General features: G+C 37.6%; 14 protein-coding genes and 1 pseudogene. 14 read left to right on the top strand and 1 reads right to left on the bottom strand.

What is annotated here, in order from left to right:
* Positions 1-2253, bottom strand: a complete 2253-nt coding sequence (locus BZK24_RS00385; protein WP_077656213.1) for a site-specific DNA-methyltransferase — start codon at positions 2251-2253, stop codon at positions 1-3.
* A gap of 241 nt (positions 2254-2494) precedes the next feature.
* On the opposite strand from BZK24_RS00385, the gene BZK24_RS00390 reads away from it, so the two are divergent.
* From BZK24_RS00390 to BZK24_RS00455, 14 genes and pseudogenes are all read left to right on the top strand, one after another.
* Positions 2495-3358 carry a DNA-methyltransferase gene (locus BZK24_RS00390; protein WP_001024641.1) on the top strand — a complete coding sequence of 288 codons (864 nt, stop codon included), beginning with the start codon at positions 2495-2497 and terminating at the stop codon, positions 3356-3358.
* The gene (locus tag BZK24_RS00395; RefSeq protein WP_077656214.1) at positions 3345-4127 is read left to right on the top strand and encodes a DNA methyltransferase; all 783 of its coding nucleotides are present in this window, start codon (positions 3345-3347) and stop codon (positions 4125-4127) included. Before BZK24_RS00390 ends, BZK24_RS00395 begins: the two co-directional genes overlap by 14 nt.
* Positions 4128-4141: 14 nt before the next feature.
* Positions 4142-5413 carry a restriction endonuclease subunit R gene (locus BZK24_RS00400; protein WP_077656215.1) on the top strand — a complete coding sequence of 424 codons (1272 nt, stop codon included), beginning with the start codon at positions 4142-4144 and terminating at the stop codon, positions 5411-5413.
* A gap of 86 nt (positions 5414-5499) precedes the next feature.
* Entirely contained in the window at positions 5500-6141 is a 642-nt protein-coding gene (gene crdR, locus BZK24_RS00405; RefSeq protein ID WP_031251821.1) for a copper response regulator transcription factor CrdR, read from the top strand.
* A complete protein-coding gene (crdS, locus tag BZK24_RS00410; RefSeq protein WP_077656216.1) occupies positions 6107-7309 on the top strand; it encodes a copper-sensing histidine kinase CrdS in 1203 nt (400 codons plus the stop codon). The genes crdR and crdS overlap by 35 nt, the downstream gene beginning before the upstream one ends.
* A gap of 2 nt (positions 7310-7311) precedes the next feature.
* A complete protein-coding gene (locus BZK24_RS00415; protein WP_077656217.1) occupies positions 7312-8706 on the top strand; it encodes a bifunctional ADP-dependent NAD(P)H-hydrate dehydratase/NAD(P)H-hydrate epimerase in 1395 nt (464 codons plus the stop codon).
* A gap of 10 nt (positions 8707-8716) precedes the next feature.
* Positions 8717-10177, top strand: coding sequence for a replicative DNA helicase (locus BZK24_RS00420; protein ID WP_077656218.1), 1461 nt, complete (start codon positions 8717-8719; stop codon positions 10175-10177).
* A complete protein-coding gene (locus tag BZK24_RS00425) occupies positions 10174-11487 on the top strand; it encodes a ComEC/Rec2 family competence protein (RefSeq protein WP_171972351.1) in 1314 nt (437 codons plus the stop codon). Before BZK24_RS00420 ends, BZK24_RS00425 begins: the two co-directional genes overlap by 4 nt.
* A 70-nt stretch (positions 11488-11557) precedes the next feature.
* Positions 11558-12400: a menaquinone biosynthesis prenyltransferase MqnP gene (gene mqnP / locus BZK24_RS00430; protein ID WP_242423403.1), complete on the top strand. Its 843-nt coding sequence runs from the start codon at positions 11558-11560 to the stop codon at positions 12398-12400.
* Entirely contained in the window at positions 12393-12887 is a 495-nt protein-coding gene (locus tag BZK24_RS00435) for a hypothetical protein (RefSeq protein WP_001879459.1), read from the top strand. The genes mqnP and BZK24_RS00435 overlap by 8 nt, the downstream gene beginning before the upstream one ends.
* A gap of 12 nt (positions 12888-12899) precedes the next feature.
* Positions 12900-13406 (top strand): DUF6115 domain-containing protein, encoded by a 507-nt coding sequence (locus BZK24_RS00440; protein WP_000953090.1) that lies wholly within the window; start codon positions 12900-12902, stop codon positions 13404-13406.
* On the top strand, positions 13400-14203 hold the full coding sequence (locus tag BZK24_RS00445) for a phosphatidylserine decarboxylase (RefSeq protein ID WP_021173514.1): 804 nt from the start codon (positions 13400-13402) through the stop codon (positions 14201-14203). The genes BZK24_RS00440 and BZK24_RS00445 overlap by 7 nt, the downstream gene beginning before the upstream one ends.
* A complete protein-coding gene (gene nadA / locus BZK24_RS00450; RefSeq protein WP_077656220.1) occupies positions 14193-15197 on the top strand; it encodes a quinolinate synthase NadA in 1005 nt (334 codons plus the stop codon). The genes BZK24_RS00445 and nadA overlap by 11 nt, the downstream gene beginning before the upstream one ends.
* A pseudogene (locus BZK24_RS00455) lies at positions 15197-15397 on the top strand (carboxylating nicotinate-nucleotide diphosphorylase); the annotation flags it as partial. The gene nadA and the pseudogene BZK24_RS00455, both read left to right, overlap by 1 nt.

The raw sequence follows: 15397 nt of genomic DNA on the forward strand, positions 1-15397 counted from the left end.
TTACCAAATGAGCGCTTCTTTTAAGGCTTTTAAGATTTCTACTTCTTTATCATTCCCTTTAAATTTCACCACTTTTTCATTGAAAAACTCCACTCCAACGCCGTGTAAATTTTCTAAAGTTTCCTTAATATCCACGCCCATTTTTTCTAGCGCTTCTATATTGAGCGTGTAAGATTCGTTTTTACGCTCCACTAAATCGCTGTATTGTTCATCATACGCTAGGGGTTTGTCGTTGTCTTCATACTTGATTTTTCTTAAAATCTCTTCATAGCTTTCCAATTCATAAACTTTGATCACCCCACCTTTATTAAATTCTTTAAGCGCGCCGCTTTTAAAACCGCCTATAACCTTTTTAAGGCGAGGCAAAATCACGCGCTCAAAATGCTCCCCCATTTCAACACCGATATACTTCCTCTTCAACTTGTGCGCCACCGCGCAAGTCGTCCCGCTCCCAGCGAAAAAATCACACACGATAGAGTTTTCGTTACTGCTCGCTTTGATTACTCTTTCTAGCAATTTTTCCGGTTTTTGGGTTAAATTTTCATCACTTTTTACCCTTTCGGTTGAAGTAGAACCGATGATAGCTATATTCCATAAAGTATCTACATAACGCTCATGAGATAATTCATAAATAACCTTACCATTTTCATCTCTTGCTCTCATATTTTTACCATCTCGCCCTTCTCGTTTGCTTAAAAGGACTGGCTCGCTTCTTGGCTCTTTTTGTCTATAGAAAATATATTCTTCACCTTTAGAATAATTTAAAATTGTTTCGGTATTTTTAGCAAAACTATTACCACTGTTTGCCATTTTATTAGAGTAATACCATATAACCTCGTTCCTAAAATTTTCTTTACCAAAAATATCATTAAGTAGCATACGCCCCAAATAATTCGCATTGTTATCCAAATGTAAAAAGAAGCTCCCTTGAGGGCTTAAAAAATCATAAGCGAGTTGCAAGCGGTTATGCATAAGGCTTAGCCATGTGCTATCTTGAAACCTGTCTATGTAAGCAAAATCGCTACCGGTATTAAAGGGCGGATCAATGTAAATGCAGTCTATTTTTTCTTTATAGCGGTTTTTGAGAGAGTTTAGGGCTTGGTAGTTTTCGCTTTTAATGAGCGTGCCATTGATTTCATCTTCGCTGAATAAGCTTTTAACCTCTTCTTCTAAATCTTTAAAATAGAGGGTGTCTAGGGGCAAGAACTCGTTTTTTAAAAGATTGTCTGTGGTTGTTAAATTCAAGTCTTGCCATTCTTGGACTTGTTTGGGGTAGTTTTTGTGGTTTGTGATTTTACTCAAATCGTAGTTTTTAGCTTTGAGTTTGTCTAAGCTTACAATGAAATGCGAGTTCAATACAAAGCGAGGTTTGTTCCAAATCTTACAAAGTTCGTTTTCAAATTCGCTCACTAACAAAATCACTTCTAAAGCCACTTCTTTAATAACGTTGATCTCATTCAGGCGTTTAGCATCAAATGCAGTCATTTCTTTAAAAAGGTATTCAAACAAATACAAATCCAACTGCTCTTTTAAAAACCCTAGCGCGTTTTTATGGATAAAATAATCCATACTGCCTTGCTTTTTGAATTTGACAAACGCTTTTTTTAAAATTTCTTCACCAATTTCAACGCCTTGATTGAAACAATCTTTTAGGATTTCATTCGTTTTTGTTTGATTCCCCTTGCTGCTGAGCGTAACGCTAAAGTTTAGGGTGTTAGTTTTTGTGTCTGTATCTTTTAGAGTAAAGACTAAATCTATTTTTTCATTATTCTTTTTACTTTCCAATGAAGAAGTGTCAAAATTAAAAAGAATGTTTTCTAATTCAAAGCAAAAATCCTTATAGATCGTTTCGCTTTTCACGTAATAAAGATCTTTAGTCTTATAAAATAAGGCGGTGTCTTTTTTAAGGGAGCATTTTTCATAACCGCTTTTAGTGTAAAGATTATCATAAAGGGGCGTGTCGTTGAAATAAATCCCTCCATTAGCGCTGAAATAACGCTTGAAAAAGCTATAGAGTTTGTCAAACAATTCTTCTTTGAGATCGTTGTTGTCTTGGCATTTTGAATCAATGAGTTTTTTTAATTCTTGTTTTTTATGGTGGTAATATTGGCTTTTAGCCTTCATGAGGTTGATCATGCCATTTTTGATGGCTCTAGGGCTAGAATCTAAAAGGCTTTCTGGCTTGTCTTCAATCTTAACGCCTATGAAAAGGTTTTCTAAAACTTCATAAAATTGCGCTTCGTTCGTTTTCATTATAACGCTCCTTAAAAAACCAGTATTATAACAAAGCCCACCCATTAAGCGCTACAATACCCCCATGCAAAAAAAGATTTTTTACTAGAAGACGATTACCTTTTAAGCGAGAGCGTTAGGGAGTTTGGCTTGTTGAAAATTTAGATTGCTTTGACTGACTCACTTTTTTAAAATACCCCCATTTCATTGTAAAATTATCTCTGTGAAACCCATTGAAGTTTAATAAAAGGTAAAAATAAGATTGAATATCAATAAAGTGTTTTATCATAGCAGCACCAACATGAATGAAGTGCCAGATAATAGCGTGGATTTGATCATCACAAGCCCGCCTTATTTCAACATCAAAGATTACGCAAAAAATGGCACACAAGATTTACAGCATTCAGCCCAACATGTTGAAGATTTAGGGGCGTTAGAAAAATATGAAGATTATCTTTTAGGTCTTTTAAAAGTTTGGCTTGAGTGTTACAGAGCGTTAAAACCCAATGGTAAGCTATGCATCAATGTGCCTTTAATGCCCATGCTTAAAAAGGTTTTAAACACGCACTATAACCGCCATATCTTTGATTTGCATGCTGATATTCAGCGCTCCATTTTGCATGATTTAAATAATACGCTAGAAAACAAGCCTAAAATGTTCTTACTAGATGTCTATATTTGGAAACGCGCCAATCCTACTAAAAGATTGATGTTTGGGAGCTACCCTTATCCTAGAAATTTTTATGCGCAAAATACTATAGAATTTATCGGCGTGTTTGTCAAAGACGGCAAGCCCAAACAACCCACAGAAGAGCAAAAAGAACAAAGCCAATTGACTCAAGAGGAATGGGTGGAATTTACTAAACAAATTTGGGAAATCCCAATCCCTAATAAAAACGATATTGCTTTTGGTAAGCATGCGGCTTTGATGCCGGCTGAATTAGCAAGGCGTTTGATTAGATTGTATAGTTGCGTGGGCGATGTGGTTCTAGATCCATTTAGCGGGAGCGGGACAACCTTAAGAGAAGCAAAGCTTTTAAAAAGAAATTTTATAGGTTATGAACTCTATGAAAATTATAAGCCCTTGATTGAGCAAAAATTAGGAAACTTGTTTGATTTTGAATAAGATTTATATAGAAGATGTTTTCACATTCTTAGACAAATTAGAAGATAAAAGCGTTGATTTAGCCATTATTGATCCTCCTTACAATCTTAAAATTGCTTCATGGGATAGTTTTAAGAATGATGAAGAGTTTTTAACATTTTCTTACGCTTGGATTGATAAAGTGCTACCCAAAATCAAAGACACAGGGAGTTTTTATATCTTTAATACCCCCTTTAATTGCGCTTTATTTTTAGCGTATTTGCGCCAAAAAAAAGTGCATTTTTTAAATTTTATCACTTGGGTTAAAAAAGATGGGTTTGCCAACGCCAAAAAGCGTTATAACCATGCGCAAGAAAGCATTTTATTTTATAGCATGCACAAGAAAAACTACACCTTTAATGCCGATGAAGTTCGCACCGCTTATGAATCCACCGAACGCATCAAACATGCTCAAAGTAAGGGGATTTTAAAAAATAACAAACGCTGGTTCCCTAACCCTAAGGGTAAATTATGCCTTGATGTGTGGGAAATCACTTCACAAAGGCATGTTGAAAAAGAGAATGGTAAAATCCTTAAGCCAAAACACCCTAGCATTAAACCTAAAACGCTCATTGAGCGCATGATAAAGGCTAGCTCTAATGAAAACGATTTGATTTTAGATTTATTTAGCGGCAGCGGCATGATTAGCTTAGTGGCTAAAAGTTTAGGGCGTAATTTTATAGGGTGTGAGAGCCATGCTGAATATGTGCATGAGAGTTTGGAAATGTTTAGGTATAATGAATACAAATAAAAAGGATATTTGACATGCTAAAATTAGAAAAAATTTTGCTAGAAATCACACAGCTTGACCCTAGTAAAGAGTGTTTGAAATTCTTAGCTAATCGCATAAAAAGCTCTGATTATAGGGGCTTACACTTATCCCAACACAATCGTTACGATCAAAATAAAATTAAAACCATTATTCAAGCTATTTTCAATGAAGTGGGAGAGGATTTTTTGCAAATCCGCACCACCGATATGAGCAAACGCCCTAGCAATATCATAGGCGAAGAGGTTTATGCAAAAGTGGTTGATAGTATCTGCAAGTCTGAAATGTCTCAAGACAACTTAAGAAACAAGAATCAAGTAACCCAAGATAGCTTGAGAAAAAATCTTTTTGTAGATATGCATAGAATGGGGTTGATTGAGCGATACAATAAAAATAAGGAACCTACAAACCCCTACATTCAAAGCAATATTAAATATATCAGTTTAACTCCCTTATCTATAGAATTTTTAAACGCACAAGATTTGTTAAGAAAAAATTTTTGTTACACGCAAGCTTTAGAAAACCTTTTGCAAGGTTTTGGAGCAGAATGCAGAGAGATAATGATAGAGCTTGACAATCATTATTTAGACATTGAAGAAATGATGTTTTTTGTTACATTTTTAAATATTGAAAATTTTACTAGAAGTGAAATTATAGAATATGTTAGAGAGTATAGGAGTTTAAGCCGTATCCAAAAAGAAAAATTAAAAGAGTTAGTGCAAAATTATTGCAACCCTAACCATTTTAACGGGAACAAGTTAGACAAGAGAGACTATCATAATTGGAAAAATCAAGCCCAACAAATTTTTAGCTTGCTAGAACAAAGCGTGTTTTTTGAAACCAATAAAGAGAGGCTTATTTTAAAAACGCTCAATGAAGAAAGCAAACAAAACGATAAAAAGCTCAAACGCTCCATTAAAGAAAAAGCCCTTTATTTTGAAAAACATGGCGTTAAAAAAGAAAAGGGTTTTGAGTTGCACCATATTGTGCCTTTATGCTTGGCTCGCTCTGTAGAAGAGTTTGATCTTTTGGATAAATGGGAAAATTTAATCTATATTGACGCTTTTAACCATGCGAAGATATCTCAAACGCAAAATAAACATATTTGTTTGTATTTTGAAAATTGCGATGTGATTTTATCTAAAGGCTTAAAAGAAGAACAAGAAAGCCTTTATTTTGCTTACATTGAAAATGTGTTATATAAACTTGATTTACAAAACACCATGTTGGAATACAATAAAGATTTATTGCATTCTAAAAACGGCTGATAAAATAAAGCGGTGTCTTTTTAAGGGAGCGTTTTTCATGATCGCTTTTGGTATAAAGGCTATAGAATTAGCGCTACAATACCCCCATGCAAAAAAAGATTTTTTTACTAGAAGACGATTACCTTTTAAGCGAGAGTATTAGGGAGTTCTTGGAGCATTTAGGCTATGAAGTGTTTTGCGCTTTTAACGGGAAAGAGGCTTATGAAAGGCTCTCGGTTGAGCACTTTAACCTCTTACTTTTAGACGTGCAAGTGCCTGAAATGAATAGCTTGGAATTGTTTAAGCGCATCAAAAACGATTTTTTAATCTCTACGCCTGTGATTTTTATCACCGCCTTACAGGATAACGCTACTTTAAAAAACGCTTTTAATTTAGGAGCGAGCGATTATTTGAAAAAGCCTTTTGATTTAGACGAATTGGAAGCGCGCATTAAAAGGTTTTTCAATGATGATCCTATAGAAATTATGCCTAACGTTTTTTATCACCAAAATTGCTTGAGTGTCAGGGGCAAAAAAGAGATCTTGCCTCCCAAAACCGCCCAACTTTTAGAATACTTTTTAGAGCATAAGGGGCAAATCATCAGCTCTCAAGCGTTAGAAAACAACTTGTGGGAGCAAGCGATTGATGATTCCACCTTACGCACTTACATTAAAGTGTTGCGCAAGCTTTTGGGTAAAAATTGCATAGAAACGCATAAGGGGGTGGGCTATCGCTTTAACCCACTATGAAAAAAAATCCCTTAAAATCTTTTTAGGGACTTATTTAGGCTCTTCGTTTGTGTTAATGCTAGTGATTAGCGTTTTAGCGTTTAACTATGAAAAAAACGAAAAAATCAAAATGATACGCATGGACATGGACAAAATGGCTTCTAAGATCGCTAGCGAAGTGATTGCCTTGCACATGCAAACGCATGCAGATTATCAAAACGCTTTAAACGCCCTGATTTCACGCTATAAAGACGCTTCCATGGCGCTTTTTGATAGTAAAAAGCGTGTTTTATATTCCAATATCCCTGAAAGCGCGGATTTGATTAAAAACCATAAAGAGGCGGGCTTTTTTAATTTTAAGGGGGAATATTACTTATTCAGCGATGAAACTTTCGCCCATTTAGGCGTGGCTAAAATGCTTTTTAAAAATTCTAAACCCCTTCATTTTTCTTCTTTGTATCGCAATATTGTTTTAGTGTTTGTCATAGCGTTTTTATGCGTGATAGGGGTTTCTGTGTTTTTGGGGCGTTTGTTTTTAAAGCCCATTAGGAATGAAATCACTCGCATCGATCATTTTTTAAAAAACACCACGCATGAATTAAACACCCCCATGAGCGCTTTAGTCTTGTCTTTAAAAACCTTAGAAGACAGCCAACAACACCGCCGCATTAAAATCGCTATCCAGCGCATGAGCTTTTTATACCGCTCGCTCTCTTATTTAGTGATGCAAGACATTGAGCGCGAATCCTTTGTGCTTTTAGACTTAAAAGCCCTAATTATCAAAGAAAACACGCTTTTTAGCGAGATGATAGACTACCACAAGCTGGAATTTAAAAGCGATCTAGTGGGAGTGGAATTTAAGGCTAAAGAGCAGGATTTCATTTCGCTTTATAGCAATTTGCTCATGAACGCGATCAAATACAGCGTCATGCATGGGTATATCCACATAGAGCTAACGCCTGAGTTTTTGAAAGTGAAAAATTTAGGGTATGAAATCCCTAAAGACAAGATCACAGAATTAAGCGTTCGTTACGCGCGTTTCAATTCTAGCGTGTTGGGTTATGGTATAGGGTTAGATTTGGTGAAAAAAGTGTGCGAAAAGTATAAAATGCGTTTAGAAATTCATAGCGAACCCTCTTTAAAAGGATCGTTTTACGAAAATTCGTTCTGTATTCATTTTCAAGGATAAAGATGCTTTCAGTGTATGAAAAAGTGAATGCCCTAGACAAAAGGGCGATTGAAGAATGGCTTTTAAGCGAAGACATTTTAATGGAAAACGCCGCTATGGCTTTAGAAAGGGCGGTTTTACAAAACGCTTCTTTAGGCGATAAGGTCATTATCCTTTGTGGGAGTGGGGATAACGGAGGCGATGGCTATGCGTTAGCCAGGCGTTTAGCGGGGCGTTTTAAAACGCTAGTCTTTGAAATGAAACCAGTCAAAAGCCCCATGTGCCAATTGCAAAAAGAAAGGGCTAAAAAAGTAGGGGTAGTCATCAAAGCATGGGAAGAAAAGAATGAAGATTTAGAATGCGATGTGTTAATAGATTGCGTGGTGGGGAGTAACTTTAAGGGCGAATTAGAGCCGTTTTTAAACTTTGAAAGCCTTTCTCAAAAAGCGCGCTTTAAAATCGCTTGCGATATTCCTAGCGGAATCGATTCTAAAGGCAGGGTGGATAAGAGGGCGTTTAAGGCGGATTTGACTATCAGCATGGGCGCTATTAAGTCATGCTTATTAAGCGATAGGGCTAAAGACTATATAGGGGAATTGGAAGTGGGGCATTTAGGGGTTTTTAATCAAATTTATGAGATCCCAACAGACACTTTTTTACTGGAAAAAAGCGATTTGAAACTGCCCTTAAGGGATAAAAAAAACGCTCATAAAGGCGATTACGGGCATGCACACATTCTTTTAGGCAAGCATAGCGGGGCTGGATTATTGAGCGCATTAAGCGCGTTAAGCTTTGGATCTGGGGTGGTGAGCGTTCAAGCGTTAGAATGCGAGATAACTTCCAGTAACAAGCCTTTAGAATTGGTTTTTTGTGAAAATTTCCCTAACCCATTGAGCGCGTTCGCTCTTGGCATGGGGTTAGAAAATATTCCAAAGGATTTTAACAAGTGGCTTGAATTAGCCCCATGCGTTTTAGACGCGGGCGTTTTTTACCATAAAGAGGTGTTGCAAGCCTTAGAAAATGAAGTCGTTTTAACCCCTCACCCTAAAGAGTTTTTATCGTTGTTAAAATTAGTGGGGATCAATATAAGCATGCTAGAATTACTAGACAATAAACTAGAAATCGCAAGGGATTTTTCTCAAAAATACCCCAAGGTGGTTTTGCTTTTAAAAGGGGCTAATACCCTAATCGCTCATCAAGGGCGAATTTTTATCAACAATTTAGGGAGCGTGGCTTTAGCCAAAGCAGGGAGTGGCGATGTGTTAGCGGGACTGATTGTAAGCCTACTTTCTCAAAACTACACGCCTTTAGACGCCGCTATTAACGCAAGTTTAGCGCACGCCCTAGCGGGTTTGGAATTTAAGAACAATTACGCTTTAACGCCCCTAGATTTGATAGAAAAGATCAAACGATTATAAAAGGATAAAAATGGATCATTTAAAGCATTTGCAGCAATTGCAAAACATTGAAAGGATCGTGCTTTCAGGCATTGTGTTGGCCAATCATAAGATTGAAGAGGTCCATAGCGTTTTAGAGCCTAGCGATTTTTACTACCCGCCTAACGGCTTGTTTTTTGAAATCGCTTTAAAACTGCATGAAGAAGATTGCCCCATTGATGAGAACTTTATCCGCCAAAAAATGCCTAAAGACAAGCAGATCAAAGAAGAAGATCTGGTCGCTATTTTTGCGGCAAGCCCTATAGATAATATTGAAGCCTATGTGGAAGAGATTAAAAACGCTTCCATTAAACGAAAACTTTTTGGCTTGGCTAACACCATTAGAGAGCAAGCTTTAGAAAGCGCGCAAAAATCCAGCGATATTTTAGGCACTGTGGAGCGAGAAGTCTATGCGTTATTGAATGGCAGCACGATAGAGGGCTTTAGGGATATTAAAGAAGTGCTTGAAAGCGCAATGAATCTCATTACAGAAAACCAAAGAAAAGGGAGTTTAAAAGTTACCGGTATACCGACTGGCTTTGTCCAATTGGATAATTACACGAGCGGTTTTAATCAAGGGAGTTTAGTCATTCTAGGGGCAAGGCCGTCTATGGGTAAAACCAGTTTGATGATGAACATGGTCTTATCCGCACTCAATGACGATAGGGGGGTAGCGGTTTTTAGTTTGGAAATGTCTGCGGAGCAACTCGCTTTAAGGGCGTTATCGGATCTCACTTCTATCAACATGCATGATTTAGAAAGCGGGAGGCTTGATGATGATCAATGGGAAAATTTAGCCAAATGCTACGATCACCTTTCGCAAAAAAAACTCTTTTTCTACGATAAAAGTTATGTGAGGATAGAGCAAATCCGCTTGCAACTGCGAAAGCTTAAATCCCAACACAAGGAATTGGGTATCGCTTTTATTGACTATTTGCAGCTCATGTCAGGGAGTAAAGCCACTAAAGAACGCCATGAGCAAATCGCTGAAATTTCAAGGGAGCTTAAAACTTTAGCCAGAGAATTAGAAATCCCTATCATAGCGTTAGTGCAACTCAACCGCAGCTTAGAAAACCGAGACGATAAACGGCCCATTCTTTCGGATATTAAAGACAGCGGGGGGATTGAACAAGACGCTGATATTGTTTTATTTTTATATAGAGGCTATATCTATCAAATGAGGGCTGAAGACAACAAAATAGACAAGCTCAAAAAAGAAGGCAAGATTGAAGAGGCGCAAGAGTTGCATTTAAAAGTTAATGAAGAAAGGCGTATCCACAAGCAAAATGGCAGCATTGAAGAGGCTGAAATCATCGTGGCTAAAAACAGGAATGGGGCTACAGGAACGGTTTATACGCGCTTTAACGCTCCTTTCACGCGCTATGAAGACATGCCTATGGATTCTCATTTAGAAGAGAGACAAGAAACTAAATTTGAAATACCCACAACTTGAAAGATAAAACTTTTCAGGGGGCGTTTGATTTGCTTTCAACCCCCAAAGAATACTTATGGTGTGGGGTTGTTTTAAGCCTTTTATTGGCGATTAACCTTTATTTAGAATACTTGAATCACCAAAAGCTTGATTTTTCAAAACCTACAAGCCTGAGTGCTCAAATCTTATTACAATACCCTAAGACTAAAGATCAAAAAACCTATTTTGTCTTAAAACTCCAATCAAAGGGCATGATCTTTTACACCACCATTAAAGAGCCTTTAAAAAATCTCCAATACCGCCACGCGCAATTTTTTGGCAGGATCAAATCTTGTTCGTTCTTAGAGTCTCTAAAATCATGCTTTTTTCAAACTTATTCTTTTTCTTTAACACGAAAACAAGATTTCAAATCGCATTGGCGCCATTTCATTGACAGCGCTCATTCCAACGCTTTGGTGGGTAATTTGTATCGAGCTTTATTTATAGGGGATAGCTTGAATAAAGACTTGAGAGACAGGGCTAACGCGCTAGGGATCAACCACTTACTAGCCATTAGCGGGTTTCATTTAGGGATTTTGAGTGCGAGCGTGTATTTTCTTTTCTCTCTTTTTTATACCCCCTTACAAAAACGCTATTTCCCTTACAGGAACGCTTTTTATGATATAGGGGTTCTGGTGTGGGTTTTTTTGCTAGGGTATTTATTGCTGTTAGATTTTTTACCCTCTTTTTTCAGGGCGTTTTTAATGGGCTTATTAGGGTTTTTGGCATGCTTTTTTGGGGTAAGGATTTTGAGTTTTAAGCTTTTGATTTTAGCGTGCTGTATCGCCATAGCGTTACTCCCTAAATTGCTTTTTAGCGTGGGGTTTTTGCTTTCTGTTTGTGGGGTGTGGTATATCTTTTTGTTTTTAAAACACACTCAAATTTTTTTTAAAGATTCTTCTTTTTTAAAGCGATCGTTTCAAGCGATCGCTTTAAGCGTGTTAGTGTTTTTGAACATGCTCATTATCGCGCATGCCTTTTTCCCTATGTTTTCGCCCTACCAGCTCTTTAGCATTCCTTTAGGCTTGATTTTTATCGTGTTTTTCCCTTTGAGTTTGTTCTTGCATGCGGTGGGTTTAGGGTCTTTATTGGATCATTTTTTAAGCATGCCTTTAACCATCCCAACGATTTCAATCTCTTCGCCCTTATGGCTTTTAGGGGTGCATTTGTTTTTAACGATTTTAAGCACGCGTTTCTTTAAAGTTTATTTAAGCATGAATGTTTTAAGCACAGGCTTTTTCTTGTATTGTTGCTATCAATATATTATAATGCCTAGCTTAATTGTAGGTTAGAAAAGTCATTTTATTAGGGATCAAATAATTGCTTAAAAAAATCACGCACCAAATCAAAGCTTTAAGCGAGTTGGTCGCATTAGAGCATACGATATTTTCTAGCATGTTTTTACTCATGGCTATGGTCATAAGCTCCTATCAAAAAAATCAAACGCTCTTTTTTGGCTTAGAAACCTTAATCCTTTGTTTTTTAGCCTTATTAGGGGCAAGAAACTTCGCTATGGGGTTTAACCGCTTGGTGGATAGGGATATTGATAAGGATAACCCAAGGACGAAAAACCGCCCGAGCGTGGATGGCAGAATCAGCGTTAAAGGCATGGTGGTTTTTAGCGCTTCAAACGCTCTTTTATTCGTGGGGGTGAGTTATTTCATCAACCCTTTAGCGTTCAAGCTTTCGTTACCTTTTTTAATCATTTTGGGGGGGTATTCGTATTTCAAGCGCTTTTCTTCTTTGGCGCATTTCATCGTGGGCTTGGCTTTGGGTTTGGCCCCCATTGCGGGAAGCGTGGCGGTTTTAGGAGCGATCCCTTTATGGAATGTCTTTTTGGCTTTAGGGGTGATGTTATGGGTGGCTGGGTTTGATTTGCTCTATTCTTTACAAGATATGGAGTTTGATAAAGAAAGGGGCTTGTTTTCCATTCCTAGTAAATTAGGGGAAAAATGGTGTTTGAATCTTTCAAGGCTCTCACACCTTGTAGCGCTAATCTGCTGGCTTTGTTTCGTGAAATGCTATCATGGGGGGCTTTTTGCGTATTTAGGCTTAGGGGTTTCAGCCTTGATCTTACTCTATGAGCAGATTTTAGTCGCTAGAGATTATAAAAACATCCCTAAAGCCTTTTTTGTGAGTAATGGCTATTTGGGGGTGGTGTTTTTTATTTTTATCGTCTTTGATGTGGGGTTTAAGCATGCATGAGTTGGTTTTAAGATCCCAAGCTTTAGGGTTTGAAACGCGCTTAGTCCAATGCGATTTATCGTTCTCTTATGAAAGGTTTATTTCTAAAAGTAAACGCTCTTTAGCGGTATTAGAAGAATTTGATTGGTTAAATTCTGGCTTTGATTTTTCACGCTTGAACGTTGAAAATGACACTCTGGAATTGCTCAAAGCGCTGTATTTCAAGCTAGAAAAATTAGAGAGCTTGCTTTTAAAAGAAAATTTGCTTGAATTGGAGCAAAATAACCGCATCATCGCTTTAGGGCATGGGCTTATTTGCTTAAAAAAACAAAGCCTAATAGCGCCTCAAACTTACTATGGGCGTTGTGTGTTAGAGGGGAAAATCCTAGCCTTTTTTGGCGTGGCAAGGGATAAAGATTTTTTAGAAATCACTCGCATGCACGCCTTAGACATCAAGCGTTATGATTCTTTTATTGTTGATAGCGAAAGAAAAGGCTTGAAATTATGAACGGGAGCAATCATGTTATCTTCTAATGATTTGTTTATGGTCGTTTTAGGAGCGATTTTATTGGTGTTGGTGTGCTTGGTGGGGTATTTGTATCTTAAAGAGAAAGAGTTTTACCATAAAATGAGGCGTTTAGAAAAAACCTTAGACGAATCCTATCAAGAAAATTATATCTATTCTAAGCGTTTGAAAGAATTAGAGGGGCGTTTGGAAGGCCTTTCTTTAGAAAAGAGCGCTAAAGAGGATAGCTCATTAAAAACGACCCTTTCACACCTTTATAACCAGTTGCAAGAAATCCAAAAATCCATGGACAAAGAGCGCGATTATTTAGAAGAAAAAATCATTACTTTAGAAAACAAATTCAAAGACATGGGGCATTATGCCGCTAGCGATGAGATCAATGAAAAACAGGTTTTGAAAATGTATCAAGAGGGTTATAGCGTGGATTCTATCTCTAAAGAGTTTAAAGTGAGTAAGGGCGAGGTGGAATTTATATTGAACATGGCAGGGTTAAAATGGTAGCTTTAAGCAACGCTCTTTCAAGGGTTTTTGGCTCTGTGGCTGGCTATGAATTCCCTTCTTTTATCCAAAAAGGCATCAACGCTCTTTATGTTAAGATCTTTAAAATTGATTTGAGCGAGTTTGAGCCTTTGGAAAATTACAAGAGCTTGAACGCCCTTTTCACGCGCTCCTTAAAAAAAGAACGGCCCTTTGACAAAGCCCCTAATGTTTGCATTGCGCCTTGCGACGCTTTGATCACCGAATGCGCTTTTTTAGACAACGATACCGCCCTACAGATTAAAGGCATGCCCTATAAGGCGCATGAATTAGTGGGCGAAATCAACCCCTTAAGGCTTTCTTTTTTCTATGTGAATTTTTACCTTTCGCCCAAAGATTACCACCACTACCACGCCCCTTGCGATTTAGAAATTTTAGAGGCTCGTTATTTTGCGGGGAAATTACTACCGGTCAATAAACCCTCATTAAACAAAAACAACAATCTGTTTGTGGGCAATGAAAGGGTGGTGCTTGTTGCAAAAGACATTCAAGGCAATAGGTTGTATTTTGTAGCGGTGGGGGCGTTAAATGTGGGTAAAATGCGTTTCAATTTTGATAAGAATATCCAAACTAACGCTAAAGTCCGTTTCACGCAAACCTACTCTTATAACCCCCCCATTAAGGTTAAAAAGGGGGATAATTTAGGGAATTTTGAAATGGGCTCTACGATCGTTTTATTCATTCAAAACACCGCTTTTAAAGATTTGAAAGAAAAAAGCGTGAAGTTTGGGGAAAGTATAGGGGAATTTCATGCCAACTGATTTAAAAACTTCTATTGTGGAATTATTGAACGATTTAGACGCGCTTTTAGTGGCTCATTTCTATCAAAAAGATGAGATTGTAGAATTAGCCCACCACACAGGCGATAGCTTGGAATTAGCTAAAATCGCAAGCCAGAGCGATAAAAACCTCATCGTGTTTTGCGGGGTGCATTTCATGGGCGAGAGCGTGAAGGCCCTAGCCTTTAACAAACAAGTGATCATGCCCAAACTCTCATGCTGCTCTATGGCGAGAATGATAGACAGCCATTACTACGATAGGAGCGTTCATTTATTGAAAGAATACGGCGTTAAAGAATTTTACCCTATCACTTATATCAATTCTAACGCTGAAGTGAAGGCCAAAGTCGCTAAAGATGACGGCGTGGTCTGCACCAGCAGGAACGCTTCTAAGATCTTCAATCACGCTTTAAAACAAAATAAAAAAATCTTTTTTTTACCGGATAAATGCTTGGGGGAAAATCTGGCCCTAGAAAACGGCTTAAAAAGCGCGATTTTAGGCGTAAATAGCCAAGAAGAAATCAAAAACGCTGATGTGATTTGTTACAACGGCTTTTGTTCGGTGCATCAGCTTTTCAAATTAGAAGACATTGAATTTTACCGCCAAAAATACCCGGATATTTTAATCGCTGTCCATCCAGAGTGCGAGCCTAGCGTGGTTTCTAATGCTGATTTTAGCGGATCAACGAGTCAGATCATAGAATTTGTAGAAAAGCTAAGCCCCCATCAAAAAGTCGCCATAGGCACTGAAAGCCATTTAGTCAATCGCTTGAAAGCCAAGCGTAACCATCAAAACACTTTCATTCTTTCTAGCACGCTCGCTCTCTGTCCTACCATGAATGAAACGACTTTAAAAGATTTGTTTGAAGTCTTAAAGGCTTATAAAAACCACAGGGCTTACAATGCGATTGAATTAAAAGATGAGGTGGCACATTTAGCCAAACTCGCTTTAACTAAAATGATGGAGTTATCCTAATGGAGATTAAAACTTTTTTAGAATGCGCCTTAAAAGAAGATTTAGGGCATGGGGATTTGTTTGAAAGGGTGTTAAAAAAGGATTTTAAAGCCACAGCCTTTGTTAGGGCTAAACAAGAGGGCGTGTTTTCAGGCGAAAAATACGCTTTAGAGTTGCTTCAAATGACCGGCATTGAATGCGCTCAAACCATTAAAGATAAA

The sequence above is a fragment of the Helicobacter pylori genome (assembly GCF_001998165.1).
Lineage (GTDB): Bacteria > Campylobacterota > Campylobacteria > Campylobacterales > Helicobacteraceae > Helicobacter > Helicobacter pylori_DL.